Annotated in this window: 22 protein-coding genes and 1 pseudogene; 12 read left to right on the forward strand and 11 right to left on the reverse strand. The window is 63.8% G+C overall.

All coding sequences use genetic code 11. The features are described 5' to 3' along the window. The first annotated feature begins 17 nt into the window (after nt 1-17). Complete coding sequence (locus A5788_RS15215; protein WP_005203065.1) at nt 18-1,577, forward strand: serine hydrolase; 1,560 nt, start codon at nt 18-20, stop codon at nt 1,575-1,577. A gap of 27 nt (nt 1,578-1,604) precedes the next feature. Here the strand turns inward: A5788_RS15215 and A5788_RS15220 are convergent, their stop codons facing one another. From A5788_RS15220 to A5788_RS23575, 7 genes and pseudogenes are all read right to left on the reverse strand, one after another. Continuing rightward, entirely contained in the window at nt 1,605-2,693 is a 1,089-nt protein-coding gene (locus tag A5788_RS15220; RefSeq protein WP_005203063.1) for a hypothetical protein, read from the reverse strand. Nucleotides 2,694-2,796: 103 nt separating this feature from the next. After that, on the reverse strand, nt 2,797-3,441 hold the full coding sequence (locus A5788_RS15225; RefSeq protein WP_064868368.1) for a dihydrofolate reductase family protein: 645 nt from the start codon (nt 3,439-3,441) through the stop codon (nt 2,797-2,799). A 102-nt stretch (nt 3,442-3,543) separates the two neighbouring features. After that, nucleotides 3,544-4,008 (reverse strand): SRPBCC family protein, encoded by a 465-nt coding sequence (locus tag A5788_RS15230; RefSeq protein ID WP_005203059.1) that lies wholly within the window; start codon nt 4,006-4,008, stop codon nt 3,544-3,546. A gap of 117 nt (nt 4,009-4,125) precedes the next feature. After that, nucleotides 4,126-5,490, reverse strand: coding sequence for an NADP-specific glutamate dehydrogenase (gdhA, locus tag A5788_RS15235; RefSeq protein ID WP_442902877.1), 1,365 nt, complete (start codon nt 5,488-5,490; stop codon nt 4,126-4,128). Nucleotides 5,491-5,591: 101 nt separating this feature from the next. Further along, nucleotides 5,592-6,020 carry a type II toxin-antitoxin system Rv0910 family toxin gene (locus tag A5788_RS15240; protein ID WP_064868371.1) on the reverse strand — a complete coding sequence of 143 codons (429 nt, stop codon included), beginning with the start codon at nt 6,018-6,020 and terminating at the stop codon, nt 5,592-5,594. Nucleotides 6,021-6,075: 55 nt separating this feature from the next. Next, nucleotides 6,076-6,960: an enoyl-CoA hydratase-related protein gene (locus A5788_RS15245; protein WP_231894068.1), complete on the reverse strand. Its 885-nt coding sequence runs from the start codon at nt 6,958-6,960 to the stop codon at nt 6,076-6,078. Nucleotides 6,961-7,026: 66 nt separating this feature from the next. After that, nucleotides 7,027-7,337: pseudogene (locus tag A5788_RS23575) on the reverse strand (oleate hydratase); the annotation flags it as partial. A gap of 593 nt (nt 7,338-7,930) precedes the next feature. Here A5788_RS23575 and A5788_RS15255 point away from each other — a divergent pair. From A5788_RS15255 to A5788_RS15290, 8 genes are all read left to right on the forward strand, one after another. Beyond that, nucleotides 7,931-8,563: an LGFP repeat-containing protein gene (locus A5788_RS15255; RefSeq protein WP_039854526.1), complete on the forward strand. Its 633-nt coding sequence runs from the start codon at nt 7,931-7,933 to the stop codon at nt 8,561-8,563. A 227-nt stretch (nt 8,564-8,790) separates the two neighbouring features. Next, nucleotides 8,791-9,807 carry a YihY/virulence factor BrkB family protein gene (locus tag A5788_RS15260; RefSeq protein ID WP_039854524.1) on the forward strand — a complete coding sequence of 339 codons (1,017 nt, stop codon included), beginning with the start codon at nt 8,791-8,793 and terminating at the stop codon, nt 9,805-9,807. A gap of 121 nt (nt 9,808-9,928) precedes the next feature. Then, nucleotides 9,929-10,462 carry a methylated-DNA--[protein]-cysteine S-methyltransferase gene (locus A5788_RS15265; RefSeq protein ID WP_005203047.1) on the forward strand — a complete coding sequence of 178 codons (534 nt, stop codon included), beginning with the start codon at nt 9,929-9,931 and terminating at the stop codon, nt 10,460-10,462. A 58-nt stretch (nt 10,463-10,520) separates the two neighbouring features. Further along, the gene (locus A5788_RS15270; RefSeq protein ID WP_141630788.1) at nt 10,521-11,018 is read left to right on the forward strand and encodes an RNA polymerase sigma factor; all 498 of its coding nucleotides are present in this window, start codon (nt 10,521-10,523) and stop codon (nt 11,016-11,018) included. Beyond that, entirely contained in the window at nt 11,015-11,620 is a 606-nt protein-coding gene (locus tag A5788_RS15275; RefSeq protein ID WP_005203043.1) for a methylated-DNA--[protein]-cysteine S-methyltransferase, read from the forward strand. The genes A5788_RS15270 and A5788_RS15275 overlap by 4 nt, the downstream gene beginning before the upstream one ends. A 101-nt stretch (nt 11,621-11,721) precedes the next feature. Continuing rightward, entirely contained in the window at nt 11,722-12,516 is a 795-nt protein-coding gene (locus A5788_RS15280; RefSeq protein WP_064868377.1) for a glycosyltransferase, read from the forward strand. Beyond that, a complete protein-coding gene (locus A5788_RS15285; protein ID WP_064868380.1) occupies nt 12,513-13,484 on the forward strand; it encodes an acyl-CoA dehydrogenase family protein in 972 nt (323 codons plus the stop codon). The genes A5788_RS15280 and A5788_RS15285 overlap by 4 nt, the downstream gene beginning before the upstream one ends. 103 nt (nt 13,485-13,587) lie before the next feature. After that, the gene (locus tag A5788_RS15290; RefSeq protein ID WP_064868383.1) at nt 13,588-15,954 is read left to right on the forward strand and encodes a lysylphosphatidylglycerol synthase transmembrane domain-containing protein; all 2,367 of its coding nucleotides are present in this window, start codon (nt 13,588-13,590) and stop codon (nt 15,952-15,954) included. A gap of 13 nt (nt 15,955-15,967) precedes the next feature. Here the strand turns inward: A5788_RS15290 and A5788_RS15295 are convergent, their stop codons facing one another. Then, entirely contained in the window at nt 15,968-17,383 is a 1,416-nt protein-coding gene (locus A5788_RS15295) for an APC family permease (RefSeq protein ID WP_064868386.1), read from the reverse strand. Between the two features lie 120 nt (nt 17,384-17,503). Between A5788_RS15295 and A5788_RS15300 the strand changes: the two genes are divergently transcribed. The 3 genes from A5788_RS15300 to A5788_RS15310 all read left to right on the forward strand — a co-directional run bounded on the left by A5788_RS15300 (nt 17,504) and on the right by A5788_RS15310 (nt 20,220). Then, the gene (locus tag A5788_RS15300) at nt 17,504-18,148 is read left to right on the forward strand and encodes a TetR/AcrR family transcriptional regulator (protein WP_064868389.1); all 645 of its coding nucleotides are present in this window, start codon (nt 17,504-17,506) and stop codon (nt 18,146-18,148) included. Beyond that, on the forward strand, nt 18,145-19,269 hold the full coding sequence (locus A5788_RS15305; protein WP_064868392.1) for a DmpA family aminopeptidase: 1,125 nt from the start codon (nt 18,145-18,147) through the stop codon (nt 19,267-19,269). Before A5788_RS15300 ends, A5788_RS15305 begins: the two co-directional genes overlap by 4 nt. A gap of 99 nt (nt 19,270-19,368) precedes the next feature. Then, nucleotides 19,369-20,220 carry a 3-hydroxybutyryl-CoA dehydrogenase gene (locus A5788_RS15310; protein ID WP_005203029.1) on the forward strand — a complete coding sequence of 284 codons (852 nt, stop codon included), beginning with the start codon at nt 19,369-19,371 and terminating at the stop codon, nt 20,218-20,220. A 78-nt stretch (nt 20,221-20,298) separates the two neighbouring features. Here the strand turns inward: A5788_RS15310 and A5788_RS15315 are convergent, their stop codons facing one another. The 3 genes from A5788_RS15315 to A5788_RS15325 form a co-directional block, all read right to left on the reverse strand. Continuing rightward, nucleotides 20,299-23,616: an ATP-binding protein gene (locus A5788_RS15315; RefSeq protein WP_039854616.1), complete on the reverse strand. Its 3,318-nt coding sequence runs from the start codon at nt 23,614-23,616 to the stop codon at nt 20,299-20,301. Between the two features lie 137 nt (nt 23,617-23,753). Beyond that, complete coding sequence (locus A5788_RS15320) at nt 23,754-24,593, reverse strand: DUF4194 domain-containing protein (RefSeq protein ID WP_064869337.1); 840 nt, start codon at nt 24,591-24,593, stop codon at nt 23,754-23,756. Next, a complete protein-coding gene (locus tag A5788_RS15325; protein WP_064869365.1) occupies nt 24,593-26,164 on the reverse strand; it encodes a DUF3375 domain-containing protein in 1,572 nt (523 codons plus the stop codon). Before A5788_RS15325 ends, A5788_RS15320 begins: the two co-directional genes overlap by 1 nt. Between the last annotated feature and the right edge of the window lie 59 nt (nt 26,165-26,223).

Raw genomic sequence — 26,223 nt, forward strand, 5'->3', positions numbered from 1 at the left:
GCGTCCTGGGTGCGGTCGTGCTGGCGGTGGCTCTGCCGCTGGCCGCATGCTCGACCACCACGTCGAGCAGTAAGCCGTCGGAGTCATCTCAGCCGGCCGATCCCAATGCGGCCGTGGCCAATCCCCTGCCCGACAACGCGGTGGGCAACGCCGTGGGCAGGCTCGACGGTTTGGTATCGGACCTGATGTCGCGCACCAAGATTCCAGGTCTGGCTGTAGCAGTGGTGCAGGGCGGTGAAGTCAAGTACGCCAAGGGTTTCGGAGTCACCGACGTATCCACTCGCGCAAAGGTGAACGCAGACACGGTGTTCCAGCTGGCGTCGGTATCCAAATCGGTGGGTTCGACCGTGATCGCGAAGCTCGTCACCGACAAGGTCGTCGGTTGGGACACGCCGGTCGCGACGAACTATCCAGGTTTCGCGCTGTCCAATCCGTACGTCACCTCCAACGTCACGATCGCCGATATGTACGCCCACCGCTCCGGACTACCCGAGCATGCCGGCGACAAGATAGAAGATCTCGGGTACAACCGGGAGCAAGTGATCAGCCGACTGTCAGCGATGCCACTTTCCCCATTCCGGATCACCTACGACTACACTAACTTCGGCCTCACCGCAGCCGCGACGTCGGCAGCCAACAAAGCAGGCGCCGACTGGGCAACCCTCTCGCAGAACGAGATCTACGGCCCGCTGGGTATGTCGCGCACCAGTTCTCGCTACTCCGACTTCGCGGGCCGCGACAATCGCGCGGTCGGGCACATCAAGTCCAACGGGCAGTGGGTCGTGTCGCCGTATCCGCGGCAACCTGACGCGCAGTCGCCCGCGGGCGGGGTGTCGTCGTCGGTCAACGACATGGCGCACTGGATGTCGATGGTGCTCGCAGGCGGCACGACCAGTTCCGGGCAGCGAATCGTCGACGCCGACGCGCTGACGCCAGCGCTGACTCCACAGATCGTGTCGTCTCCCGCAGCGGCTCCCGACGATCGTGCCGGCTTCTACGGGTACGGCTTCAACTCATCGGTCACCGAGGCGGGGCGTACGCAGTTCAGTCACTCGGGTGCGTTCGCGAGCGGTGCGGGTACCACCTTCCTGATGATCCCCTCGGCCGACCTCGGCATCGTGGCGTTGACCAACGCCGCGCCCATCGGTGCCGCGGAGACGCTCACCGGCAAGTTTGCCGACATCGTGCAGTTCGGCGAGGTGAAGCACGACTGGGCAACGCTCTACGGCAACGCATTTGCCGACATGAGTAAGCCTGTGGGATCGTTGGTGGGGCAATCCCCGCCCGCCAATCCGACACCAGCGCAGCCGCTTTCGACATACGTTGGCGTCTACCAGAACCCGGTGTACGGGCAGGCCGAGGTTCGCGACAACGGTGGCAAGCTGATGCTCGACATGGGCCCCGGCGGCGTTACGAAGCGCGAACTGCGTCACTGGGACGGCAACACCTACACGTTCACGCTGCAGAACGAGAACGCCGAACCCGGGTCGATCTCCAAGGTCACCTTCGACGGCCCCGGCATGTCCATCGAGTACTACGACGACGCGTCCAACAACGGGGTGTTTGTGCGGTCGTGAGGGGCGACGTCGCGCATGCCGTCGGTCCTATTTCGCCAACACCGTCGCCGCGATCTTTGGCTGCCAGTTGTTGGTGAGCAGCGCACCGAAGTTGTCTTCCCGATTATTCGACGACGTTCCCTGGTCCCGAACCGAGTAGATGAACGCGGGGCCGCAATAGCCCGACTGTCCGGCCGCCCGCAGAACGTCGACGATCTGCGTCGCCTGCTCCTGCTGGGTCACCATGTCGGTTGCCCCGAATCCCAGTGAGCCAAGACCCAGGTTGCTGGAACCCGATGTCCCCGCAGCCGGTCGGGTCGGAGCACCCATTTCGGTAAGCCAGATCTTCTTGCCGGAGTCGCCATTCGACGTCATCACCGATCGGATCTGCTGAGTCTCGCTCCAGCCGTTGGGCGTTGAGTTTATGCCCTTCGGAAACACGTACGGGTGCATGGCAGTCGCATCGAAGTAGTTCTTGGCACCCGCGGCGTACATCTTGGTGACAAAGTCGACGGCGCCGGCGCCAGGGCTCATGCCCGCGGCAACGACAGTCGACGACGGCTGTACCTCTTTGATCGCGGTATACGACGCCTTCAGCAACGCCGTGTACTCGGTGGGATTCGCCGGATACAACCCCCAGAAGGCCGGCAGGTTCGGCTCGTTCCAGATCTCGTGACGCGTCACGTCGGGGTAGCGCTTGATGAAAGCCTTCAGGAACGGGGCAATGCTCGCGGGGTTTGACGGGGGTGCGTACATCCCCGCCAACGCACCCCCGCGTCGTGCCCATGCCGGAGTCGACAACACCAACGAGAGCACCTTCAGCTTGTGAGCACGTGCCGCTGAGATCACCCGGTCCGTCACCGCCCAGTTGTACGTGCCCTTCGTGCTCTCGATCGCCGACCAGTTGACGAGTACGCGCAACCACTGGCCGTTCGTCTTCGATACAGCGTCGAGTTCCCTGTTTAGATCCGCCGCACTCATGGTCAATTGCGGGGCGCCCTGGGCGAAGCCGTAGCCGGCGGCGGGCGCGATCACATCGGCACGGGCTGCCGAAGACCCGACCAGAATCGACCCGACGAACAGGGCGATCGTCGCGACGACGACCAACGAACGCGTTGCTGCACACTTCACTCGCATAGTCCGTACCTCGCAGGTCATCGACGCTGATCGAATGAGTCTAGCCAGCGAGAAGCAGATCGGGTCTTGCTTACGATTCCTTGTCCCTAATTTGTCCTGGTCCCTATTTGCGGTTCCAGAACTGATGGATCAGCCCGGTCGTCGTCGGGACAGACTCGATATCGAAGCGTGTGTGAATCCCGCCGAGTCCTGACCACAGCGATACTCCCCCGCCGAGCACGATGGGGTTGATGGAGAGGTGCATGAAGTCGACGAGGTCGTCGCGGAGGAACTGATTCACCGTCGATGGTCCCCCGCCGATACGCACGTCTCCACCCTCCGCCAGGTCGAGGGCGAGTTCGAGCGCTTTCGCGGGCGAGGCGTCGACGAAATGGAAGACGGTTCCATTGTCGAACGTGATGGGTTCGCGCTCGTGGTGGGTCAACACGATCACCGGAGTCTGAAACGGGGGTTCGTCTTCCCACCACCCGCGCCATCCGTCGTCGGGCCACTCGCCCTGCTGTGGCCCGAACTTGCCGCGGCCCATGATCTCCACTCCGACACCCTGACCCCACACGCTGGAGAAGACGCGGTCGGCACTGATCGGCGCGTCCGCATTCTGGACGCCGGCGATCACGCGTCCGTCGAAGTTGCCGAACAGTTCGCCGGCGCCGCCGATCGGTTCGTCCAGCGTGATGTGATCGCCTGCGGCGTAGCCGTCGAGCGAGACGTTCATCAGGTCGACCCGTACCTGCGCCTTGCGTGCCATCGTCAGACTCCTTGTCCTCGTCGTCAGCGACTGCTGATCGCAGTCACCCTACGACTGACCATGCGCGAGCGCGGAACTCATCGGTGATGGCGCCGCCGGTTCTCAGCCGCTGACCGCCGCGGCCAAACGTCCCAGTGTGTCCTCGAGCTGTTCCTCGGTGACCAGCGGAAAGCTGACCTTCTTGAGGAGATCCTTGTCGGTGACCTTCGACCAGTCGTAGGTGTGACGCACGAGCGTCTTATCCGGGCCCTGGGCTTCGAGCTCCCACACCCACTCCCACCCGGGAGGCTCGGTGCCGGCAGGTGCGGTCTGCCACGCCAGGAGTTTGTCCTTGGCGTAGCCGGTGACATGGTTGTCGGTCTTGTACTCCCCGCCCATGTGCGCACCCTCCATGTTCATGGTGAATACGTCGCCGACCTCCTGAATCCGATCGGCATGGTCGACGCTGCGGACGAATCCCGAACCGTCGAGTTCCGGATGGCGCCGAGGATTGCTGAGCACGTCGAAGACCTGGTCGGCCGGTGCATCGATGACTCGTTCTACGGTGACACTCGTGTGTTCGCTCATACCTCCACCGTGCCGAAGGCACCGACGCTTGGCAACCATGCCGGCGAATCAGCAACGGTGGCGAACGGTCAGCTGGGGCTCACCGATCAACCGGGCGTGCGGCAATGGCGCGGCGCGTCAGATCACCCCGAGCGCCAGCATCGCGTCGGCGACGTGGGTGAACCCCGCGATGTTTGCGCCGAGCACGTAGTCGCCGGGCGCCCCGTATTCGTCGGCTGTCCGCAGGCAGTTCTCGTGGATGCCGCGCATGATCTGGGCCAGTCGTAGTTCGGTGTGCTCGAAGCTCCACGAGTCGCGAGAAGCGTTCTGCTGCATCTCGAGTGCGCTTGTCGCGACACCGCCGGCGTTGGCGGCCTTACCGGGAGCGAACAGGACACCCGACGACGAGAAGGCCTTGATCGCCTCCGGGGTGGACGGCATGTTGGCGCCTTCGGCGACGATGGTGCAGCCATGGGCGATGAGGTTCGCGGCGTCGTCGGCGTTCAGTTCGTTCTGCGTGGCGCAGGGAATCGCGATGTCTGTCGGCACATCCCAGATCGAGCCCGAGGACACGAAATATGCTGGTGCACCACGCTTCTCGGCGTAGTCGGAGACACGCCCGCGTTGAACGCCCTTGATCTGTTTGAGGAGCTCGAGGTCGATCCCGTCCTCATCGACGACGTAGCCACCGGAATCCGAGCAGGCCACAACCCGGCCGCCGAGCTGGTGGACCTTGTCGATCGCATACAGTGCGACGTTGCCGGAGCCGGAGACGACGACGCGCTTGCCGTCGAGGTCTTGTCCCCTGGCGTTGAGCATCTCGCGCACGAAGAAGACGACGCCATAGCCGGTGGCCTCGGTCCGCACCTGCGAGCCGCCCCACGACAATCCTTTGCCGGTGAGTACGCCGGACTCGTAGCGGTTGGTGATGCGCTTGTATTGCCCGAAGAGGTAGCCGATTTCCCGACCACCGACGCCGATATCACCCGCCGGGACGTCGGTGTGCTCGCCGATATGGCGGTACAGCTCGGTCATGAATGATTGGCAGAACCGCATGATCTCGCCGTCGGATCGACCCTTGGGATCGAAATCCGAGCCGCCCTTGCCCCCGCCGATGGGGAGGCCGGTGAGCGCGTTCTTGAAGATCTGCTCGAACCCGAGGAACTTGATCACTCCGAGGTAGACGCTCGGGTGGAACCGCAGGCCACCCTTGTACGGTCCGAGTGCGGAGTTGAATTCGACCCGGAAACCACGGTTGATCCGCACTCGTCCTGCGTCGTCGACCCAGGGCACGCGGAAGATGATCTGTCGTTCTGGTTCGCAGAGGCGCTCGATGATCCCGGTGTCCGCGTAGTGCGGGTGCTTGGCCAACACCGGCCCCAGGCTGTCGAACACCTCGCGTACCGCCTGGTGGAACTCGACTTCGCCCGGATTGCGGGCCACCACCTCGTCGTAGAGATCCTGCACCTTCTCGTCGAAGAACGACACCTCACACACCTCCATACGCTCGCCGAAACGGCCGGTCAGGCCGCCGGACACCGTCTTGGAGCCTATCGCCCGATAGAAAAACCTCTCATGTCGGGCATCGCGGACGCCTTCTTCGGTCAGTGGAGCGCCGCGAGATTCTCGATGGACCGTCGAACGTCGGAGGTGATGACCTTGGCGACGAGGCGGCCGATGGGACCGCTCAGCAAGCCGCCGTCGAGAGTGGCGTTGAGGTGGAATCGAGAACCGCTCGTCGTCTTCGTCACCGTCATTCGTAGTCCGATCCGAACCCCGCCGATGCCGTGTCCTGAGAGTGAAATCTTCTCTGGCTCAGAGTATTCGGTCACCGTCCAGTGGATGACGTTGCGAAATCCCTTGACCTTGATCAGCGACGAGACATTGGTCCCAACGGTGATCTGGTCTGGAAGGTCACTGCGCCAACCTCCGAAGATCGTCATCCATTCGGGAAACCGCGAGAGGTCGGACGCCAGATTCCACGCCTGTTCGGGTGAGAGATTCGATTCGACACTCACGTCGACGTCGGCCATGGGTACCTTCCGTTCGAGGATGTGGGACTCGCTGGTGGGTGAATTGCGCCGACGATCAGAAGATCTCGGGCAGATCGCTCGACACCCTGTCGGTGAACACCGCTCGACGCTTCTCCAGGAACGCGGTCACGCCCTCGGCGACGTCGGGCATGGAACCCCTGACAAAGATCGCTTTGGAATCTGCCTCGTGCGCTTCACGAGGAGTCGGCGCACCCGCCATCCGCCAGATCAACTGACGCGTCAGAGCAACCGACACGGGGGCACTGTCGGCGGTCATGTCGCGTGCCACGGCGATCGCGGTGTCGACAACCTGATCCTTGGGGACAACCTGCTGGACCAGGCCGGCGTCCAATGCCTCTGTGGCACTGACCATCTGGCCGCCATACGTCCATCGGAGCGCTATCGGGATGCCCACGAGGCGTGGCAGGAACCACGACGAGCACGCCTCGGGCACCAAGCCGCGACGGGTGAACACGAAGCCGAACTTGGCGTCGTCGGAGGCGATGCGGGCGTCGGCGGGCAGCGTCATCGTCACCCCGACACCGGCTGCGGGGCCGTTGATCGCCGCCACCACGGGCTTCAAAGAATCGAAGATCCGGAGCGACGTCTGCCCGCCGGAGTCGGGTGGAACGACCCCCGGGGTGGTCTCGCCGTGGACGAACGTGTCAGCACCGGACTCCAGGTCGGCGCCTGCGCAGAACGCCCGGCCGTTTCCGGTGATCACGACGGCGCGCACGGAATCGTCCGCGTCGGTGACCTCGAGTGCAGCCTTGATCTCTTCGCCCATCTCATGTGTGAAGGCGTTGAGCCGGTCCGGCCGATTGAGGCGCAGGATCACGATTTCGTCATCGCGATCGATCTGCACGGCTGTGGACGGACCAGCGGGGTGAGATGGACCAGCAGGTTCAGACGGACCAGCGGAGTCCTTCGACGACGGCATTCCGTCAATCTACGCGGATGGTCGCAGATTCAGACAAGCCGACGCCGCGACCTGGAGGGTCGCGGCGTCGGCGTGCTCGTCCTCGGGTGCCGTCAGTCCAGTTGCCGGGTTCGAGCTGGGATTGGTCTTGTGCAGCCAGTACATTTCGTCGAGCACCGACGCGTTGTCGATGGCGAGTGACGGGATCGATTTGAAGAGATCCCACAGGGCCGCGAAATGCGCCTCCATCTCGCGTCCACCGCGGCATCACGAATCAGGAACGCCGCGCCAGCCAGGCACGCGAGTCCGGAACCGACGAAGTAGGCACTCTTGCCGTCAACATCTGCCGGCTAATCCGGCCGTCCGAATGCCTCGAAATTTCCATTACTTCGGTACACGTGCGTCTCGCCTTTTGTCGTCGCACATCGTGCGCCCGCGTCAGGATCGAACTCGAACAACGTCGACGCTAGTTGGCTAAGTGCGGATCCTGTTCCGGATCGAGATGAGGTGTTGTCTTTCCGGACAGTGTGATCTGGCATTCTCTCCACTCGGCGCGGACTGGTACGCCACGGTTCGGCGGCAGCCCACCAAAAATCGTGAGCCGCGTCTGCGCGACCCCGACAGACAAGAAGCCGCCGACCGAGGCGGTCGACGGCTTCTGAAATGGACGGAATCGGTCATGCGCCTCTCGGCGAAAAATCCGCTCTAAGCGGTGAAGGGTGGGACCCGGGGCAATGAATCCGACGCCGTCGATGGTTCCAACTGTCGATGGACCCAACGTATTCCGCCGCCCCATAGCGGGTTTCTTGGACGTGGAACTCACGATTGGGACACGATCCTTGTCCGCTACGTCGGCTTCGCCAGACTGATGTTGCAACACTGCACCAGTCGGCGAGTTCTCGTCGAGTCTGGTCGTCGGATGTGGTTACGGTCCTGAACGCGGTCTTGACGACCGTGTACTACTTCAGTGTCTCGAACCGAAAGGGAACCAATGAAGCAGACAACTCGCCGCATCGCCGGTGTCGTTGCGGCGGCATCGGCAGTCACCCTCATCGCTGCCGGTTGCAGCGATGACAATGACTCCAGCTCGTCGGCATCGGCATCGGCGTCGGCATCGGCAAGCGAGTCCGGCATGGCGGGGATGTCGGGGATGTCAGGCTCGGCGGCTGCTGGTGCCTCTGTGGAGCTCAAAGCGGCTGACGGAAGCACGGTCACGCTGACCGGACCGATCGCGGCGAAGTATCAGGCGGCGACCGAGCAGCAGAAGACCGATCTCGGCGCACCGAGCACCGGTGCCGAGGCATCGGGCACGGGCTCGAACGGTGTTGTGTTCCAGCAGTTCGCCGGCGGCGTGATCACTGCGAAGAATGGCGAAGAGGCCACCCCGGCGTACATCACGTGGGGCAAGATTCGCGACGCGTGGAACGTCAAGCGCGATGCCGAGGGCAACCCGTCGGCGGAGGGCAAGGGCGGATCGCAGGGTCCGCTCGGCGCAGCAACGAGCGACGAGACCACCGAAGGTGACGTCAAGACGTCGACCTTCGAGCACGGCAAGATCACGTGGAACTCGTCGACCAACACCGTCGAGGTCACGGTGAATGGCAAGGTCGTACCGACGCAGTAACCGCGCCAGATCTGAGTTCGCGCTCAACGGCGGCTCTTACCCGCACATGCTGCAGGTGAGAGCCGCTTGTTGTTTCTACTTCTCTGGCGTCGGTTGCGCGTCTGCTCGGCGAGCCGTGCTGCCCGATCAGGATGCCTCCGAATAGGATTTGTCGAAGCGGTGGCCGTGGCAAGCGCACAACGTCGCCATTCTCAAGGCAAGGGAGGCGAGAGTTGTCATCTGGGCGATTGTCACTTGCCGAGCGAATCGACAACTTTCAGCACCGCCATCCATCAACCGGATACCCACTGGCTGTGCTCTACAAATTCTTCGACGACCAGGGCGGTTATCTCGCCGCACTGATCGCCTACTACGGGTTCGTCTCGTTGTTTCCGCTGCTTCTGGTTTTCACATCGATCCTGGGAATCGTGCTGCGCGACAACCCTCAACTCGAGCAACAAATCCTCGATTCCGCGTTATCGCAGATCCCGGTCATCGGCTCGCAGCTGCGTGAAACGGGCACGATCAGCGGTAGTGGTGTGACGGTGGCAATCGGCGTCATCGGCGCGATCTACGGCGGACTCGGAGTGGCCGTGGCTATTCAGAACGCCATGAACATCATCTGGAATGTACCGAGAAACGAGCGACCGAATCCGATCCAGGCACGCCTCAAAGGGGCAGTGCTGTTGCTGACAATCGGAGGATCGATCATCGGTCTGACCGTGTTGAACGGATTCGTCGCCGCGGTAGACCTCGGTACGGTGGGCAAGCCTCTGGCGATTCTCGCATCGGTGATCTTGTACACGACCGTATTCACCATCGCGTTCGTCATCGGAACCGCACGCTCGGTGAGCGTCCGCGACGTATTACCCGGAGCGATCGCCGCAGCGCTGTGCTGGCAGGCGCTTCAAACCTTCGGCAGCGTCTACGTGCAACGCGTGATCGTGAGGTCGAGTGCGACCAACGGCGTGTTCGCGGTGGTGTTGGGGCTCTTGGCTTTTCTGTACATCGCGGCGGTGCTCGTCATCTTCTGCGTCGAAAGCAATGCTGTCCGCGTCGACAAGCTCTACCCGCGTTCGGTATTGACGCCATTCACGGACAACGTCGTCCTCACTCCTGGCGACGAGGCCGCGTATACCGCGCAGGCACAGGCACAACGGAGCAAGGGATTCGAGGAAATCGAGGTCTCGTTCGACAATCCGGCCACCGCGGATGCCGACCCCGAGCGCACTGCTCCGAGTGGGCAACCAGACATCGAACGATGACGATTCAGCGGGCAGCCATTGCCGGTCGACGGGTCGATGTCCACACAGATCTCACGTTTGGAGGGCACTGTGCGACTGCGTGGCGATGAGCAATGTGGACGAGACAGGAAGCGTGAAGATGATGAATGGACACACGGAGGGCGCGGGGAGCACAGCGAGATGCGGCGCGGTCGTGACCCCGCTGGGTGCTGTGACAATCGTCGCGACAGGCGAAGCGATCACCGGGATCTACTTCTCCGATCAGCGACATCGTCCCAAGGACGCGGCGTTGGGTGACCACGTCGACGACGATGCGTTGGTCGACGCCGCGGCATCGCAACTTGTCGAGTACCTCGCGGGTGACCGAACCGACTTCGACCTACCGGTCCACACTCACGGCGACGCGTTCCACCAGGCGGTGTGGAATGCGTTGCGCGGCATTCCGTTTGGCACGACCACGACCTACGGTCAGGTGGCAGCGGAGATCGGGATGCCGCAGCAGGCGCAGCGCGTCGGGCAGGCTGTAGGGCGCAATCCTGTTGGCATAGTGATCCCGTGTCATCGGGTGATCGGGGCCGACGGCTCACTGACCGGTTACGCAGGTGGGCTGCAGCGCAAGCGGTGGCTTCTCGAACTCGAGGAGCCGAAGGAGATCCGAGCATCGAGGTTGTTCTGACTGCTACGAACGGCGATCTCACGTTCTCCGGTTCCGCGGCGTTTACCGTGTGATGGACATGAAAGAGCCTTTCGAGCGTGCTGTGTCGACGCACGGTGCAACGGTACTGAGAGTCTGCCGGGCCGCCCTTGGTAGCGGACCCGACGCCGATGACGCCTGGTCGGAGACCTTTCTGGCGGCGCTGCGCGCCTGGCCGGACCTCGCTGAGGATGTGAACGTCGAGGCGTGGTTGGTGCGAGTTGCCCAACGCAAGGCCATCGACATCATCCGGGGACGACAGCGTCGTCCGACCCCCACCGAAAACATCCCGGAGGCGGCAGACCTGCATTCTGCGGCCCCCGATCGTGCGGGAGTGTGGGACGCGGTGGCCCTACTCCCCGACCGTCAACGCCTCGCCATTGCCTACCACTACATCGGTGGTTTGCCCCACACCGAGACCGCTGAATTGCTCGGCAGTACCCCAGACGCTGTCCGGCGAGCTGCCGCCGACGGCATGAAAGCGCTACGACGCACCTACATAGATGCCGACGATCAACGAGGACACGAAAACCCATGAGTGACAATACAACTGAACTGGGAATCCAGTTCGCGGTCTCCGAGGACGATCTCACCGCCCTGCACGCGCGGCTGGAAATCGGTGCAGTGCAACAAGGACTTCTCGACGTCGGCTACCGAACCGTCGATACGCCCATCGGCACACTGTTGCTGGCGGCGACAGAGGCGGGACTCGTGCGCGTCGCCTTCGAGAACGAGGGATTCGACGCGGTCCTCGACGACCTGGCGACCAGGATCGGATCACGAATTCTTCGAGCGCCGGCAATGCTCGACGACGCGGCCGCCCAACTCCACGAGTACTTCGACGGACGCCGACACGAGTTCGGACTGGCTCTCGATCATCGTTTGTCCTCGGGTTTCCGCGAGCAGGTGCAGCGATACCTGCCGCAGATCGGGTACGGGCAGACCACGACGTACAAGCAACTCGCTCAGCGGGTCGGCAATCCCGCCGCGATTCGAGCTGTCGGAACGGCCTGTGCCACCAACCCGCTGCCCGTGGTGGTTCCCTGTCATCGGGTGTTGCGCACCGACGGGACGCTCGGCGGCTACCTCGGCGGGTTGGAGGTCAAGTCGGCCCTGCTCGCGCTCGAAAGTGCCGCGTGACCTCGCCGATCATGATTGTTCGCGCGCGTACGGGCTAGAGTTGGGTAACCACGCCTTCAGCCAATGGGCATCGCGATCGTCCGACCCGTCCTGGGGGCCCCGTGCGTGCATTTACTACCCCTGTCTCATCTACTACGGCTGTCTCACCGACTGCCGCTACCTCACCGACTGCCGTCAACCGGATTGCCGTTGTGGTGCCGGCGCACAATGAGGAAGATCTCGTCGCCGATTGTGTGACGAGCGTTCTCGTCGCGGCGCGCAACACCCCGCACGAGGTGGCAGTGACGGTGGTCCTCGACAACTGTACGGATGCGACCGCACGTCGAATACCACTCGGCGTGAGAGTGATTTCGTGTTCCTTCGGCTCTGTGGGGGCCGCGCGTCGAGAAGGCTTCGCGCGACACGGCACCGGGCGTGCCGTCGATGACGCTGCGACGTGGTTTGCCAGCACCGACGCCGATAGCCGGGTGCCGCCAAACTGGTTCCAGCAGCAACTTCACTTCGCCGACGACGGTGCCGACTGCTACCTCGGCACCGTGACGCCCGACGGATGGACGGGGTGGACGCGACATGTCGAGCGTCGCTACACCGAGTCGTATCGGAATAGGGAGGGACACAGTCACATTCATGGCGCGAACCTCGGAATGCGCGCCACCACCTATCACGCGGTGGGCGGGTTTGCGCCGATACCCCACGGCGAGGACGTCGAATTGGTGCATCGTGTCCGAGCTTTCGGTGCGCGGGTCGTCTCGTCGCATCATGCGCCGGTGATCACATCCACCCGTGCACAAGGTCGGGCAGAGCACGGATTCGCCGCTTACCTACGGTCGCTCGATTCCGCCTCATGTCCCGCTCCATCATTTCCCGCCACCGCTCAGACGGGAGGCTACGCATGATCGACGACGCCTCGGCGCGAGCTCGCGATCTCCTTGACGACGGCCTTGCCGTCCCGCTTCCCGGCGCGAGCGAGACACGGACGCGATGGGGAACCCTGCGGGAGCTCTGTCATGTCGACATCGCCGTCGGACGGCTGGTGGAGGCGCACTTCGACGCCGATGCCATTCTCCACGAGTTGACCGGCCGTGGCACCGAACCAGGTGAGTTCTGGGGCGTGTGGGCCGCGGAGCCTCCCGTGCCGCGCGTGACCGCTGAGCTTCGGCGCGGAGGCCGGTGGCTCCTCACCGGAGCAAAGCCGTGGTGTTCGGGAGTCTTGTCGTGTGATCACGCACTGATCACCGCGGACGTTCTCAACGGCGGTGGTGAGCGTCGAATGTTCGCCGTCGAACTCGGCGCGGAGGGTGTACGCCGAGAGCCTGCCGACTGGACCAACGCGGGCATGAATCGCACCGAGACCGGAACCGTCGTCCTCGACGGCGTCGTCGGCCGACCGGTCGGTGAGCGTGGTGCCTACCTTGATCGCGCCGGGTTCTGGCACGGAGGAATCGGTGTGGCGGCCTGCTGGGTTGGCGGTACGCAGAAAGTTGCCGACGTGCTGTACGCCAAGGCGTCGTCGGCGCACAGTGGGCTGTCGGACATCCTCTTGATGCACCTCGGCGCCGTCGAAGCCGAGATCGCGACGGCTGTGGCACTCCTCGACGTGGCTGCATGCGAGGTCGATGCCAACCCGTCAGACATCGCGGCGGCCAGACGACGCGCTTTCTGCGTTCGCTGGTCGGTCGAACAACGTGCAAGCGCCGTGATCGACCGGGTCGGGCGCGCGCTGGGACCCGGCCCGCTGGTCCACGATGCCGAGCACGCTCAAGCCGTCGCCGACCTCCAGGTCTACGTGAGGCAATCACACGCCGACTCCGATCTCGCGAGCCTCGGTGCGCTGGTGGTCGAGAGAGCGCGAGCGGCTCGGTAACCCGTCGCCTCCCGGGTTGTGGCCGCATGTCCCGATATGTTGGGGTCTGACTACGCCCGGCACACCGTCGGTGCGCCGAAACGTGGGAAGACACGAGCAGCGGATGGATGTCGACGGACGTGAGGTCACCGTCTCCGGTGACCTGCTGCAGCCGCTGACGCGGCGTACGTCGGACATCCTTCGTCTCATTACCTCGGCGATCGTGCTGATTGTCGTCATCGTGAGCTCACTGATCACCCGGGGCGACTGGGTGGCACTGGAGAAGTCGATCTCCGACATCGTCGGAGTGTTGACGCCCACCCAGGCCGGGTTGGTCTATCTCGCGTACGGCATCGCGATTCTGGCACTCCCGTTCATGATCCTCGTCGGTCTGCTCGCCGCTCGACAATGGCGACTGCTCTGGGCGTACGCGACGGCAGCCGCGATCAGCTTTCTAGCGCTGTCGGTCAGCGAGAACGGTATCGCCGCCCCGACATGGCATTTCGATCGCAACGAACGGCTCGATTCGCTGCTGTCGCAATTCCTCGACGATCCGCGCTGGATCGCGATGCTTGCCGCCGTCCTGACGGTGTCGGGACCGTGGCTTCCCGCCCGCTGGCGACGCTGGTGGTGGATCCTGCTCCTGGCCTTCGTCCCCATCCACCTCGTGGTGAGCGCCGTCGTACCCGCGCGCGCGGTCCTGGGGCTCGCGACCGGTTGGTTCGTCGGCTCACTGGTTGTGTGGGTCGCGGGCACGCCCGCGCTGGTCGTGCCGCTCGAAGATGCGGTACGGATGCTGGAACAACGGGGTGTGCGCGTGACCGCGCTCCGCGTGGTCCGGCCGGCCAGTCGCGGACCGCTCGAACTCGTCGCCCACGCCGACGACGACATCATCGTCGACATGTACGGACCTAATCAGCGCAGCGCAGGTCTGCTGCGCGAGTTCTGGCGCAAGATCCGACTGCGCTCGGAGGAAACAGCACCGCTGCAGCTATCTGCGCATCGAATGGTCGAGCACCGCGGACTCATGACGTCCGTCGTCGACGACCTCAGTCTGTCGAACAGTCGTGTTGTCGCCGTTGCGCCCCTTGATCGGGATTGGATGATGTACGCGTGTACACCGCCCCGCGGCACGCCCCTCCACACGTGCCGCGACGACGTCGCGGTGGCCGACATCTGGGCCGCGTTGCACACGCTGCACGCGGAGCGGATTGCCCACGGCGACCTTCGGGCGGCGCAAATCACCATCACCGATGGCCGCATCGTGTTCGGCGGTTTTCACTTCGCGGAGTTCGGTGCCACCGATGTCCAGCTCCAGTCCGACATTGCTCAATTGCTCGCCACCACAACCGACCTCTACGGTCCGGAGCCCGGCGTCACCGCGGCGATCAATGCGTTCGGAGCCGACGCGGTCCTGACCGCGTCACGACGGTTGAGCTCGTCGGCGTTGCCGAGGCGGATACGCGACCAGCTGAGCGACGCCAAGAAGGTGATGTCGTCGGCGCGCGATGAGATCCGTTCGCAGACAGGCGCAGACGAGATCCGTGCCGAGACCATCACGAGGTTCAGTCGCTCCCAGATCATCCAGTTGGTCCTGCTGGTGGCGCTGGTCTACGTGGCCTACCCGTTCATCAGCACGGTGCCGACCTTCTTCAGTGAATTACGCACCCTCGACTGGGCGTGGGCATCGGCCGGTCTGGCGGCGTCGATGTTCACCTACGTCGGCGCAGCGGCCGCCCTATGGGCCTGCGCCGACGGTCTCACGAGCATGTGGAAGCTCACCGTTATGCAGTTCGCCAACACATTCGCCGCGACGACAACTCCGGCCGGCGTCGGTGGACTCGCGCTCAGCACGCGGTTTCTGCAGAAGGCCGGTCTCGGGGGTGTTCGGGCGACGACTGCTGTCGCGCTGCAGCAGAGCGTGCAGGTGATCGTGCATGTGGTGCTGTTGTTGTTCTTCACTGCGATCGCAGGAACCTCTGCCAACCTGTCGCATTTCGTTCCCTCGGCGACGGTGCTCTACCTCGTCGCGGGAATCGTGCTCGGTGCGATCGGTCTTTTCTTGTTCATTCCGACGCTTCGCCACTGGCTCGGTGCCTCGTTGCGTCCACGACTCATCGAGGTATTCGCCGACCTGCGCGCGGTGGCGCGTGAACCCAAACGGCTCGGCATCATCACACTGGGTTGTGGCGCAACGACTCTCGGCGGTGCACTCGCGCTCTGGGCAAGCGTGCACGCGTTCGGGGGGAATGTCTCGTTCATCACAGTCACCGTGGTCACGATGGTCGGCGGGACGTTGGCCTCCGCCGCCCCGACGCCCGGCGGTGTCGGGGCCGTCGAGGCGGCACTGATCGGTGGCCTGGCGGCGTTTGGTGTTCCTTCGGCAGTTGCTGTCCCGGGTGTGCTGCTCTACCGCGTACTGACCTGTTGGCTTCCGGTGTTCATCGGGTGGCCGGTGATGCATTGGCTCACCAGGAAGAACATGATCTGAATCTGCACGCCACTCACACGTCCTCGTGTATCGGGTCGGGCAGAGTCCACCGATCGGCACGACGCGGGTAGAGATAGGCGATGTAGTACAGGGCACCCGCGACCAGCGTGCCGACCGCGATCGCCAATTGGACCCATGTCCCCGGTGTGATGAGCTGATAGCAGACGTAGAGGCACACCGCGATCACGACGAGCGGGGCCAGAGGCCACAAGCGCATTCGGTAGCCACGGCTCGTCGGTGCTCCCCTGCGTCGCAGACGTAGCGCCGCACACGCGACCATCAGGTAGAGCACCACCGTGGTTGCTCCGGTTGCATTGACGAGCCAGTCGAGTGGCAGGAACGCGGCGGCGACGGCCGCCACCAGGCCAACCAGCACAGTGGCGGCAACGGGTGTGTGCAGGCGAGGATGCACGCGGCCGAGCACGTCGTCGACCGGCTTCGGCCACGATCGGTCGCGGGCCGATGCGAATACGAGTCGCGCGATCTGCAGAATGATCGCGATGACCGCATTGATGATCGCGATCGCAATGCCGACGCTGATGACAACGTTGAGCGTCGGCCCTCCGCGTGCGATGAGAAAGTAGTTCATCGGTGCCTCGGCCGAGAGAAGATCTTTCATCGATGGTGCCCCGACGACCACTGCCATCAGAGGGATGATCTCAACGGCGACGGTAACGGCGAGACAGACCATGATCACCCGCCCTATCATCTTGCCGGCGTTCTTCGTTTCCTCGACGTAGTACACGGCCGCTCCGTATCCGTTGTAGGCGAACAGCGCCACCGGTACGAGCGTGACGAGGGCCGAGAATCCAACAGGGCTCAGTGAGCCGTCGACGATGGTTTGTGCGTGGACGAACTCCCCCGGACCGCGCGACACATGCGCAAAACCCAGTATCGCCAGCACAGTCACGGCAGCTATCTCGATCACGAGAAAGAGTCCGGTGACCCAAGCATTGGTTCGGATGTTCAACGTGGCGACGACCGTCGTGACGACGATGACCCCCACCCCAATCCACTTGCCGGACAGCCCGGACCACGCAACCCCGAGATATTCACCTGTACCCAACGCGATCACCGCGATGATGAAGATACCGCTGACGAGTGTGAGCAAGAACAATGCGAATCCCGCTGGCCGACCCAGAAGTCTTGCCGCCCAGGTGTATTCACCACCCGTTACCGGATAGGTCGCTGCCAGCTCCGCGTAACACATGCCCACGAAGATGGCAGCTACCGCGGCGATGGCCATTGTCAGGACCGAAGCGCCGCCTGCCGCCAAGAGGATGGCCGGAACGATGATGAACACGCTTGACGCCGGAGTGACCGACGACAGGGTGATAAAGATGTTCTCCCGCATCGTGAGGCTCCGGGAGAGTTGCTGTTCGTATGCGACGCCTGCTGCCGGCGCGATGCGCGGGTTGATGTCGGTCATGCGTGCTCCTTCCAGTGACCGGGAAAATTCCTTGATTGGTCAATCAAAGAATTATGTGTTTATGCTGTCAATGCGTAGAAAGGCGCGTAATCAGAAGTTAACTGGCGAAACAGGAGGGTCATGGCTCGGCGCAAAGACCAGGCCGCGGCGAGGGATGCGATAGTTACAGCGACGCTCGTCGCGATACGTGATCGCGGTCTGGCGGCCCTCCGTATCGCCGACATCGCGGCCATCGCCGGTGTGTCGACAGGAACCATTCACTACTACTTCACCGATTTCGAGACACTGCTGAAAGAAGTGCACAGGCTCGCAAGCGACAGGTTTTACGCGGCCCGCCTTCGCGAGGTCTCGTCACTCGCAGATGCTCGCGACCGGCTGCGAGTGATGATCTCCGCGGGCCTTCCGCGATCGGGGGACGACGCATTGGTATCTGCGCTCTATCAACTCGATTCGCATCTCGGGTTGCGCGATGACCACGCGATCCTGGTCACCGCGCTCTTCGACAAACAGGTTGCCCTGTACATGGGAATTCTGGATGTCGGTGTTGCGCAAGGACACTTCACGCTGACCGAGCCGTCAGTCGACATCGCGGCGAACCTGGTGACACTCGAGGACGGATACGGCTTGCACATAATCACCGCAAATGCGTCACTCTCCTATTCCCGTGCAGTGCAATTGATCTCGTCGTACGCGCGTACCGCAACGGGTTGTCCCGACATTGTCGGAGCGGACTGTGCCCCGATGAACCGAAACGCAACGTCATGAGTCGGCCACGCATTCGCGATCTCGGGGTCACGCTTCCCGGCACGCCCGGACCGAAGAATGCGATCACCGACGTTGCAGGCGTCGAGGTCGGCTACACCACGCTCATCGAGGGGGCAGGTCCGCTCGAGGTCGGCCACGGGCCGGTGCGCACAGGAGTGACGGCACTTCTCCCGCGTGGCAGAAACGGTGTGGGTAGGCCATGTTCGGCAGGTTTCTACTCGCTGAACGGAAACGGCGAGATGACGGGTGCCCACTGGATCAACGAGGTGGGAGAACTCTCACTGCCGATCACGATCTCCAATACGCACGCCGTTGGAACGTGCCATGCCGCAGTGATCGAGTGGATCAACGACTTAGATCCTGTGCTGGGCAGACAATGGCTGCTGCCGGTGTGCGCAGAGACATGGGACGGCTACCTCAACGACATCAATGGCGGCCATGTCACGGCGAACGCCGTGCGTGGTGCACTTGATTCCGCTTCGGCAGCGGCGCCAGCCGAAGGCAACGTGGGTGGCGGTACCGGGATGAACTGTTACGGCTTCAAGGGGGGTAGCGGCACAGCGTCACGCGCCGTCGAGATCGGGACGCACGAGTTCACCGTTGGGGCTTTCGTCCAGGCGAACTTCGGCTCGCGCAGCGAACTGACCATTGCGGGAATACCGGTGGGAACTCGGGTCGACGTCCCCAACCCGATGGAGACGGAGCCGTGGTTGGAGCACGACCTCTCTGTTCCGGGCGGTGCCGGGTCGGTCATCGTCATCGTGGCTACGGATGCTCCGACAACATCCGCACAGTGCACGGCTATGGCGCGAAGAGTCCCGATGGGACTAGCCAGAACCGGTACGACCGGATCACTGTTCTCCGGTGATCTGTTCCTCGCCTTCTCGACGGCAGATGATCGCTCCTCCACGACGGGATTTCCGCTATCGGACAGCGACGTCCTCCTCACCACCCAGACTGTGATGCCGTGGAATCGGATGGACGCGCTCTACGCGGCGACGGTGTATGCGGTCGAGGAAGCCGTGCTCAACGCGCTCGCGGGCGCCGAAGACATGACCGGACGAGATGGGCATCACTCCTATGCGCTGCCGCACAGTGCGATCACCGCGCTCACAGCCTGATCGGGTTGGTGGACCCCCGCCGCGACCTCGGGTTCATTTCGTGTGGCCCTTGCGCAGTAGGCTGACCTGCGACCACGTTTCACAATCTGGAGGAGCTCCATGACACAGCTCGGAGTAGTCGGCGGCGGCACGATGGGTGCCGGTATCGCCGAGATCGCGATCCGCGCGGGTGACGACGTCCTCGTTCTCGAGCGCGACCAGGCTGCGGCTGACGCGGCCCGCGCACGCATCGAGAAGTCGATCAACCGTGCGGTCTCGAAGTCGAAGATCAGCGCCGACGATGCCGAGCAGGCGTTGGCCCGTCTGACGCTGACCACCTCGGTGTCCGACTTCGCCGACCGCGAACTCGTCATCGAGGCCCTGCCCGAGATCGAGGCACTCAAGGTGGGTTTCTTCGCCGAACTCGACAAGATCACCGCTCCGACCGCGATCCTCGCCACCAACACGTCTTCGATCCCGATCATCCGTATCGCCAAGGACGTCGCAGACCCGAGTCGCGTTGTCGGTGTGCACTTCTTCAATCCGGTGCCGGTCATGCCGCTCGTGGAGATCATCTCCAGCTTGGCGACCTCGCCAGAGGCAGTGGCGACCGTCACCGAGTACGCGCGAGATCACCTCGGTAAGAAGACGATTCAGGCAGGCGACCGCGGCGGCTTCGTCGTGAACGCCTTGCTCATCCCCTACCTGGTCGACGCCATCCGCATGTACGAGAGCGGCTACGCCACCAAGGAAGACATCGACACCGGGATGGTGAACGGCTGCGGACACCCGATGGGCCCGTTGACGCTCAGCGACACCGTCGGACTCGACGTCGTTCTCGACGTCGCCGAATCGCTGTACGACGAGTTCCGCCAGCCCCACTACGCGCCGCCGCCCCTGTTGCGGCGCATGGTCGAGGCGGGCTACCTCGGCAAGAAGTCGGGCAAGGGTTTCTACGACTACTCGTCCTGACGCGACGCTCTGATCAACGAGGGCCTCGGCTGGTTGCTACCAGCCGAGGCCCTCGTTGGTCAGTGGTGGTCGGTGCGCTCAGACGGGCAGACGGCTCGTGCTCGTTCGACGTAGATCCGAGAACGTCTGGATCGACGTCGAGATCGCGGTGGCGATGGGACGGCTGTTGACGTCCTCGGTCTTCGACACCATGACGACGTTGTCGATGTAGGGCTGGATCGTGCTGGTGTTCTGCACCGTTGCGACGATGATCAACTGGAAGCCGAACTTGCGGAACGCCGCGAGTGCCTGCTGCGCGAACTGCGGGTCGGACTTCGAGAACGCCTCGTCGAGCATCAACTGCGCGAAGATGGGACGGTTTCCCTTGCCGTGCGGACTCGCCAGGTTGAAGCTCAACGCCCCTGCGAGGCAGAACGCCATCAACTTCTCTTGCTCACCACCCGAGTTGTCGCCCGCGTTGCTGTACGTGCGGATGGTCTCGCCGGTCTCGGCGTCGCGTTCCTCGCAGTAGAAGTCGAACCGATTACGCACGTCGAGTGCGTCTCGCGTCCACTGACGGTCTTCGGGCGTTGCACCGGCGAGTCGTTCACGCAGAAGCAGTATGTCGGCATACTGCTCGAGGATGGCCTCCTCGTCGCCGAATCCGACGGCTGCGGTTCGCGACGAGATCTGCCGCGCCTTGTCGGTCAGTTCGGCGACTGCCGCGAGAGTCTTGCGACCGGGGCAGAGCCGTAGGCGGGTTCCGCGGTTGAAGGCCACCGAGCCGAGCCCGGAGTTGACCCGCTCGATCTGCTCGACGATCCGTCGCTCCTCGGCCTCGGCCGCCATGTGCAGACTCAGGATCGCGCCCGGCGCCTGCTCGGTGATGAGTCGTCGCATTCGCTCGTAGGCGGCAGGCAGCTCGCGCTCGTCGATGCGGCGGCACAGCGCGACATAGTCGTGGACGCGCTCGTCGAAATCGTCGCTGTCGTTCGGGATCGCGTCCGGGAACTCCTTGTCGTAGGCGTCGAGGACGCGACCCAATTCGTCGCGCGAACGTCGAGTGTCGGCGCGCGTCCGATCACGCTCGCGCCCAACGGCTTTGAGTAGATCCTGGCGGAACGGATCCGGTGCGAGCACGTCGAGCACCGCCGCGGACTCCTCGCGGAAGCGATCGAGCGTCGCCTCCGCGTGGGCAGAGACGGGTTCGATCTTCAACCTGTCGACCAGGTCGAGTAGTTGAGTACGACGCTTGTCGTGGGTGGCGATCTTGTCCCGCACGAGTGCGGCCTGCGAAATGGCGGCGCGGACCTGCTCCCAGATGTCCTCGGCCTTGCGTTGCAGCGCCTCGGTGTCGGGATTCTCCTCCATGAGGAGCTCGTACTGTTCGGTGAGCGCGTCGACGCGGTCGTCAGCGGTATCGAGGTCGATCTCGTTCCACGCGGCGAACTGTTCGCAGACCCGTCGGTAGGCGTCGCGTCGCTGCTCCTTGGCTGTGCGCTCTCGGTCGAGTTCGGCACTGCGAGCTCGCGCCTGCTCGTACAGCTCGTTCTCGGACTCGAGTTCTTCCTGCAGCGCAGCGATTTTCGCGCTCACGTTTCCGACGAAGATGTACTGGGACGGACGCAACTGCTGACGGTCGTCCTTGATGGCGAGCTTCGCCGAGTCCTTGCGAAGGCCACGGTCGGTCACGGCCTTGGTGTGTTCGACGAAATCCGCGGTGGAATCGACGCACACGTAATTGCCGAGTTTGGCAAGGATCGTGAGGGCCTCGTTGGTGCACGGGTGGTCGGGTTCGGCCGCCCGGAGCGTCGCCCCGAGCGTGCCCGGCTCCACCATCGGCGCGGGACGCGTCTCTGCGTGGTGGAGCTGAATCCGCCCGCGCATGTCGTGCTCGTTGACGAACTTGAGGGCAGCCGCAAAATGATTGTCCGGCACCAGGAGTCGCAGCCCGGCGTTACGCAGGACCTTCTCGACTGCCAGCCGCCACCTCTCGGCAGAGGGTTCGAGCTCGACGAGTTCGGCGACATACCGCAGTTCGGACTCGTCGAGTTGGAGTGCATTGGCGATGATTCGACGCATCTCGTGTTCGGCGCGAGGCAGCGCGGAGCCGGCGTGGCGCACGCGCTCGAGTTCGTCACGGGCAGCGTCGCGTTGGGAGCGCGCAGCGACCTCGGTGGCGAGGGTCTCGGCGAAATGTGGCTTGCCCGCCTCGAGTTGACCGTCGAGTCGGGTGGCCTCCTCCATCAGGTGCTCGCGTAACTCCCAGAACGCCTCACCGTCTTCCGGAATGTCGAATCCGAGCGCGGAGATCTTGTGTTCATAGGTGGCGCGACGGATCGACGCCTCGTTGCTCGCCTTCTGCGCCGTCGAGAGTTGTTCCTGCAGCGGCGCGAGATCGCCTGTCGACGTTGCGATCCGACCGAGAAGGTGGCTGTGATCCCGGCGGAGTTGATCGTGCTGCGAGTTGAGCGCGGCGAGGTCGGAATCGAGGCGGGCGATTTGATCGTCGAGGTCGGCGATCTCGGGTTCGGCATTGTGCAGCCGCAGGTTGGTGACGTACGAGCGGACGACCTCGGGCTCGATGGTGTCGAGAACCGTGAAGGTCGCCGACTCCGCCGCATAGCGCTCCTGCATCGCCTCGACGTTGTCGAGGATGGTGCGCTTGCGCCGGGATACGTCGAGGAGTTCACGCGCCTCGACCAGTGGATCGATCTGCTCGAGTGCGTCGGAGATGCCTGCGATGCTCGTGGGTTCGTCGAGCATGAACTCGCGTACGAACTGTGCGAGTCCGCCAACGCTCTTGAGCGACTTGGCCTTTCCGAGCAACTGCTGTGCGGCATCCGAGCCGCGGATACCGATCAACGAGTACAGGGTCGACAGATACTTGCCCTCTCCCGGACCGCCCTGCCAGCCGCGGTCGCGGAACCGGGCGGCGCTGTAGCCATTCGCGGCCCACTCGTTGCAGGCGTCGACGATGTCGACGTCACCGTCGTGGATGAAGTACGCGCTATGGGCATCGGTGAGTTTGCCTGCGCCAAGCCACTTCAGCACCAGTCCGGTGATGGCTGTGCCCGACGTCGAGGTGTAGGTGACGGCGATCGCCGCCCAGGCTGGGCCGCTTCCGCGGAGATACATGATCTCGCGGTGTGCTCCCGTTGCGTCGCGACGCTCGCCCCACGCACCACGCACGTACTTGCCGACGGTGCGTCGACCGCCGGACGAACCGGCCGCGGTGGTATCGCCAGAAGCATTGAAGTTGCGACGGTGATCCGGCAGGAAGGCCAGCGAAATCGCGTCCAGCAGTGACGATTTACCACTGCCCGACGAGCCCGTGATGAGTGCGCCGCCCGGGCTGAACCCGATGGAGTGGTAGCCGTCGAAGACTCCCCAGTTGATGAGCTGCAACCGGGACAGGTAGTACTGCTCGTCCCCCTCGCCGCGATCGGGCGTGCTCCGCTGATCGAGCGTGTCCCGCTGATCGAGCCTGTCCCGCTGATCGAGCCTGTCCCGCTGATCGAGCCTGTCCCGCTGATCGAGCCTGTCGAGATCACTCACCACTCGTCTCCTTCGTCGTCGGAGTATTCGTCGGTGGAATCCGACTGGTCGGCGGGCGTCGAGTTGCCTTCTGCGCCCGCCGAATCGGCGTCGACGGCGAGATCGTCACCGGTGTCGCCCGCGCCGATGAACTGCTCGAACTGATGCTGTAGGTCGGTGATCACCGAGGCGGTCATCACCGCCGTGATCACCGGGCTGACGGTGAACGTGTCGGGATCGTCGCGGTGTCTGCGTAAGAAGTCGAGCTCTTCGAGCTTGTCTATCGCGCGCTCGATCCGCTTGTCGAACAACGCGAGGTCGCGGTCGATCGTGTTGGTCACGCCCGCGAACATCTCGTGGATCTCCTCACGGGTGATGATCGCTGTCTCCTCGCGCGACGAACGCAGGAACTTGGCGAGGTGCAGGGCGAGGATAGCGTCGTAGGTCTGGATGGTCTCGCGCTTGAGAATCTTTCTGCCCCAACGTGACTCGTATCCGGCCTGCTCGACGAATGCCACCTGGAGCTCGTCGACAAGGCGCAGTCGGAGGTCGAGCTCCGACAGGCGGCTGCGCAGCACATCCTGATACTCGGTGACCCACGCCCACAATTGTGGGTTGCGGTCACCACTGACATGCCTGCGCGTGAGGAGATTCTGCAACGCCCAGCATGCGCGATCGGGCATCGCAGAGACATCACCGTCGAATCGGGGCGCGCCTGGTCCGTCGATCCTCCCGTGTGTCGCCGCGGTCGGCAGATCGTCGTATCCGGCGAACTCGTCGACGGGCGTGCCGGTGGAGACAGCGGCGTCCGTAGATGCCTCGGGAGTGTTCGGATCGGTGGTGTCGGTGCTGGTCATCAGGCGTCGGCTTCCGTGCTGAGAATCGAATCGGTATCGCTGTACTGGGACGGGATGGGCTCGCTGAACATCAGCGTCGGCACTTCGATCGCGCGGTCCTCGCCCTCCAGCGACCGGAACCGCACAAACGACGACCCCTCCCCAGGCTCGCGCTGCATTTCCCGAGGCTGGCGCTGTGCTTCCCGAGGCTGGCGCTGTGCTTCCCGAGGCTGGCGCTGCGCTTCCCGAGGCTGGCGCAGGGCCCACGACCACAACACGATGACATGCGCGAGGTACGGCTCGTCGAGCGCGGCGATCGCGTCGCTCAACGACAGCGGTCCCGCGGTCAGCTTGTCGTTCACCACGTCGGCGAGTTCCACCGTGTCGACCTGCCCCGCGAGAGATGCGAATGATGCCAGGTTGGTGCGTCCGTCGGCGGGTCGTGCCTGCTCCGGCGGTGCCGGATTGCGGATTTCGAACGCGAGCCGACCGATGGATGTCACCTGCGGCGTTGCGACCGGCAGCTCGTAGCCGAGACGACGATCGGCGAGTGAATCCTTGAGCAACTCGTTGGCGGTGGCCAGTGCGTCGTTGAGCTGTCGGGCAACGCCACGGCTCTGCTCGAGAGTTCCTGATGCGACGAACCGTCGGATTCGACGGGCACAACGCTGCCTGATTCGCCCGACCTCGGCCATCTGCTCACTGACCAACGGGAAGAAGTTCTCCATCACTGCGCGCAGTCCGGTGTCGATACTCGGCAGCCTGTCGACGACGAGCTCGATGTCGGAGATGAGGCGGGCGCGCTGCACCGGATCCTGGATCATCTGGGTGAAGGCGTGATAGGACGCGCTTTGGGATGACTCGAGGAGGGACTCGTAGTCGTCGAACATCTGTCGCTGTCGATCGCGGTAGGCGAGGTCGGAGTCGTGCGGGTCGTCGAGCAGTGCTGTGGTGATGCGATCGAGCATCGCGCCGTACTGGCCGATGTCGGTGATGATCTGCTCCATCTGGTAGGCGATCGCCCGAGCCTCGTCCTCAGCTCCCCGCAGGTCGAATGGTCGACGGCGTCCCTCGTTGAGTTCGACGAGTTCGGCGTCGAGTTCGTCGATCTGGCTCTCGATGTCTTCGCGAATTCGTTCCGGATCGTCGGTCACCTGAGTCGCGACCCGGTGCAGACCGGCGGCCACGCCCATGATGGACCCGCCGGTGGCGACGCTGTCCTCGCGCCGCAACCGACGCATGTATGCGATCACCGAGCGCGCCTCGGTGCTCAGGAAGCACACGTTGGGCGCCGACGGCGATGCTGCGTCGGTGACGCGGTGCAGCCACCCCTGCTTGGCCCACGACTTGATGAGATCGAGGCCGGTGGGCTGGTCGGAGGTGCCGAGTGCGGCGATGTCGCGGTCGAGGCGAATCGCTAGCTCTGACTCGGAATGGCGAATTCCGAAATCGAGATGACGCTCCATCAGCGTGACGTACATCGCGGAGTTCGAGGCCGCGAACAGTCGGACAGCTGCGGACCGCTGGATCGAGCGGTTCGCCTCGAACGTGTCGGTCAGCGTCAGAGCCCCATCCACGGCAGAGTTCACCATCGTCACCTCACGGTTGCACCTCGTTCACGGACCGCGGTCGAGTCTGCCATGGCCGGTCG

Origin of the sequence: Gordonia sp. 852002-50816_SCH5313054-c, assembly GCF_001665925.1 — a bacterium.
GTDB classification, from domain to species: domain Bacteria; phylum Actinomycetota; class Actinomycetes; order Mycobacteriales; family Mycobacteriaceae; genus Gordonia; species Gordonia jacobaea.

Coding starts and splice junctions, on each gene's coding strand:
- A5788_RS15220 (WP_005203063.1), bottom strand. CDS start 2,693: ATGCGAGTGAAGTGTGCAGCAACGCGTTCGTTGGTCGTCGTCGCGACG.
- A5788_RS15225 (WP_064868368.1), bottom strand. CDS start 3,441: ATGGCACGCAAGGCGCAGGTACGGGTCGACCTGATGAACGTCTCGCTC.
- A5788_RS15230 (WP_005203059.1), bottom strand. CDS start 4,008: ATGAGCGAACACACGAGTGTCACCGTAGAACGAGTCATCGATGCACCG.
- gdhA (WP_442902877.1), bottom strand. CDS start 5,490: ATGGAGGTGTGTGAGGTGTCGTTCTTCGACGAGAAGGTGCAGGATCTC.
- A5788_RS15240 (WP_064868371.1), bottom strand. CDS start 6,020: ATGGCCGACGTCGACGTGAGTGTCGAATCGAATCTCTCACCCGAACAG.
- A5788_RS15245 (WP_231894068.1), bottom strand. CDS start 6,960: ATGCCGTCGTCGAAGGACTCCGCTGGTCCGTCTGAACCTGCTGGTCCA.
- A5788_RS15255 (WP_039854526.1), top strand. CDS start 7,931: ATGAAGCAGACAACTCGCCGCATCGCCGGTGTCGTTGCGGCGGCATCG.
- A5788_RS15265 (WP_005203047.1), top strand. CDS start 9,929: ATGAATGGACACACGGAGGGCGCGGGGAGCACAGCGAGATGCGGCGCG.
- A5788_RS15270 (WP_141630788.1), top strand. CDS start 10,521: ATGAAAGAGCCTTTCGAGCGTGCTGTGTCGACGCACGGTGCAACGGTA.
- A5788_RS15275 (WP_005203043.1), top strand. CDS start 11,015: ATGAGTGACAATACAACTGAACTGGGAATCCAGTTCGCGGTCTCCGAG.
- A5788_RS15285 (WP_064868380.1), top strand. CDS start 12,513: ATGATCGACGACGCCTCGGCGCGAGCTCGCGATCTCCTTGACGACGGC.
- A5788_RS15290 (WP_064868383.1), top strand. CDS start 13,588: ATGGATGTCGACGGACGTGAGGTCACCGTCTCCGGTGACCTGCTGCAG.
- A5788_RS15295 (WP_064868386.1), bottom strand. CDS start 17,383: ATGACCGACATCAACCCGCGCATCGCGCCGGCAGCAGGCGTCGCATAC.
- A5788_RS15300 (WP_064868389.1), top strand. CDS start 17,504: ATGGCTCGGCGCAAAGACCAGGCCGCGGCGAGGGATGCGATAGTTACA.
- A5788_RS15305 (WP_064868392.1), top strand. CDS start 18,145: ATGAGTCGGCCACGCATTCGCGATCTCGGGGTCACGCTTCCCGGCACG.
- A5788_RS15310 (WP_005203029.1), top strand. CDS start 19,369: ATGACACAGCTCGGAGTAGTCGGCGGCGGCACGATGGGTGCCGGTATC.
- A5788_RS15320 (WP_064869337.1), bottom strand. CDS start 24,593: ATGACCAGCACCGACACCACCGATCCGAACACTCCCGAGGCATCTACG.
- A5788_RS15325 (WP_064869365.1), bottom strand. CDS start 26,164: ATGGTGAACTCTGCCGTGGATGGGGCTCTGACGCTGACCGACACGTTC.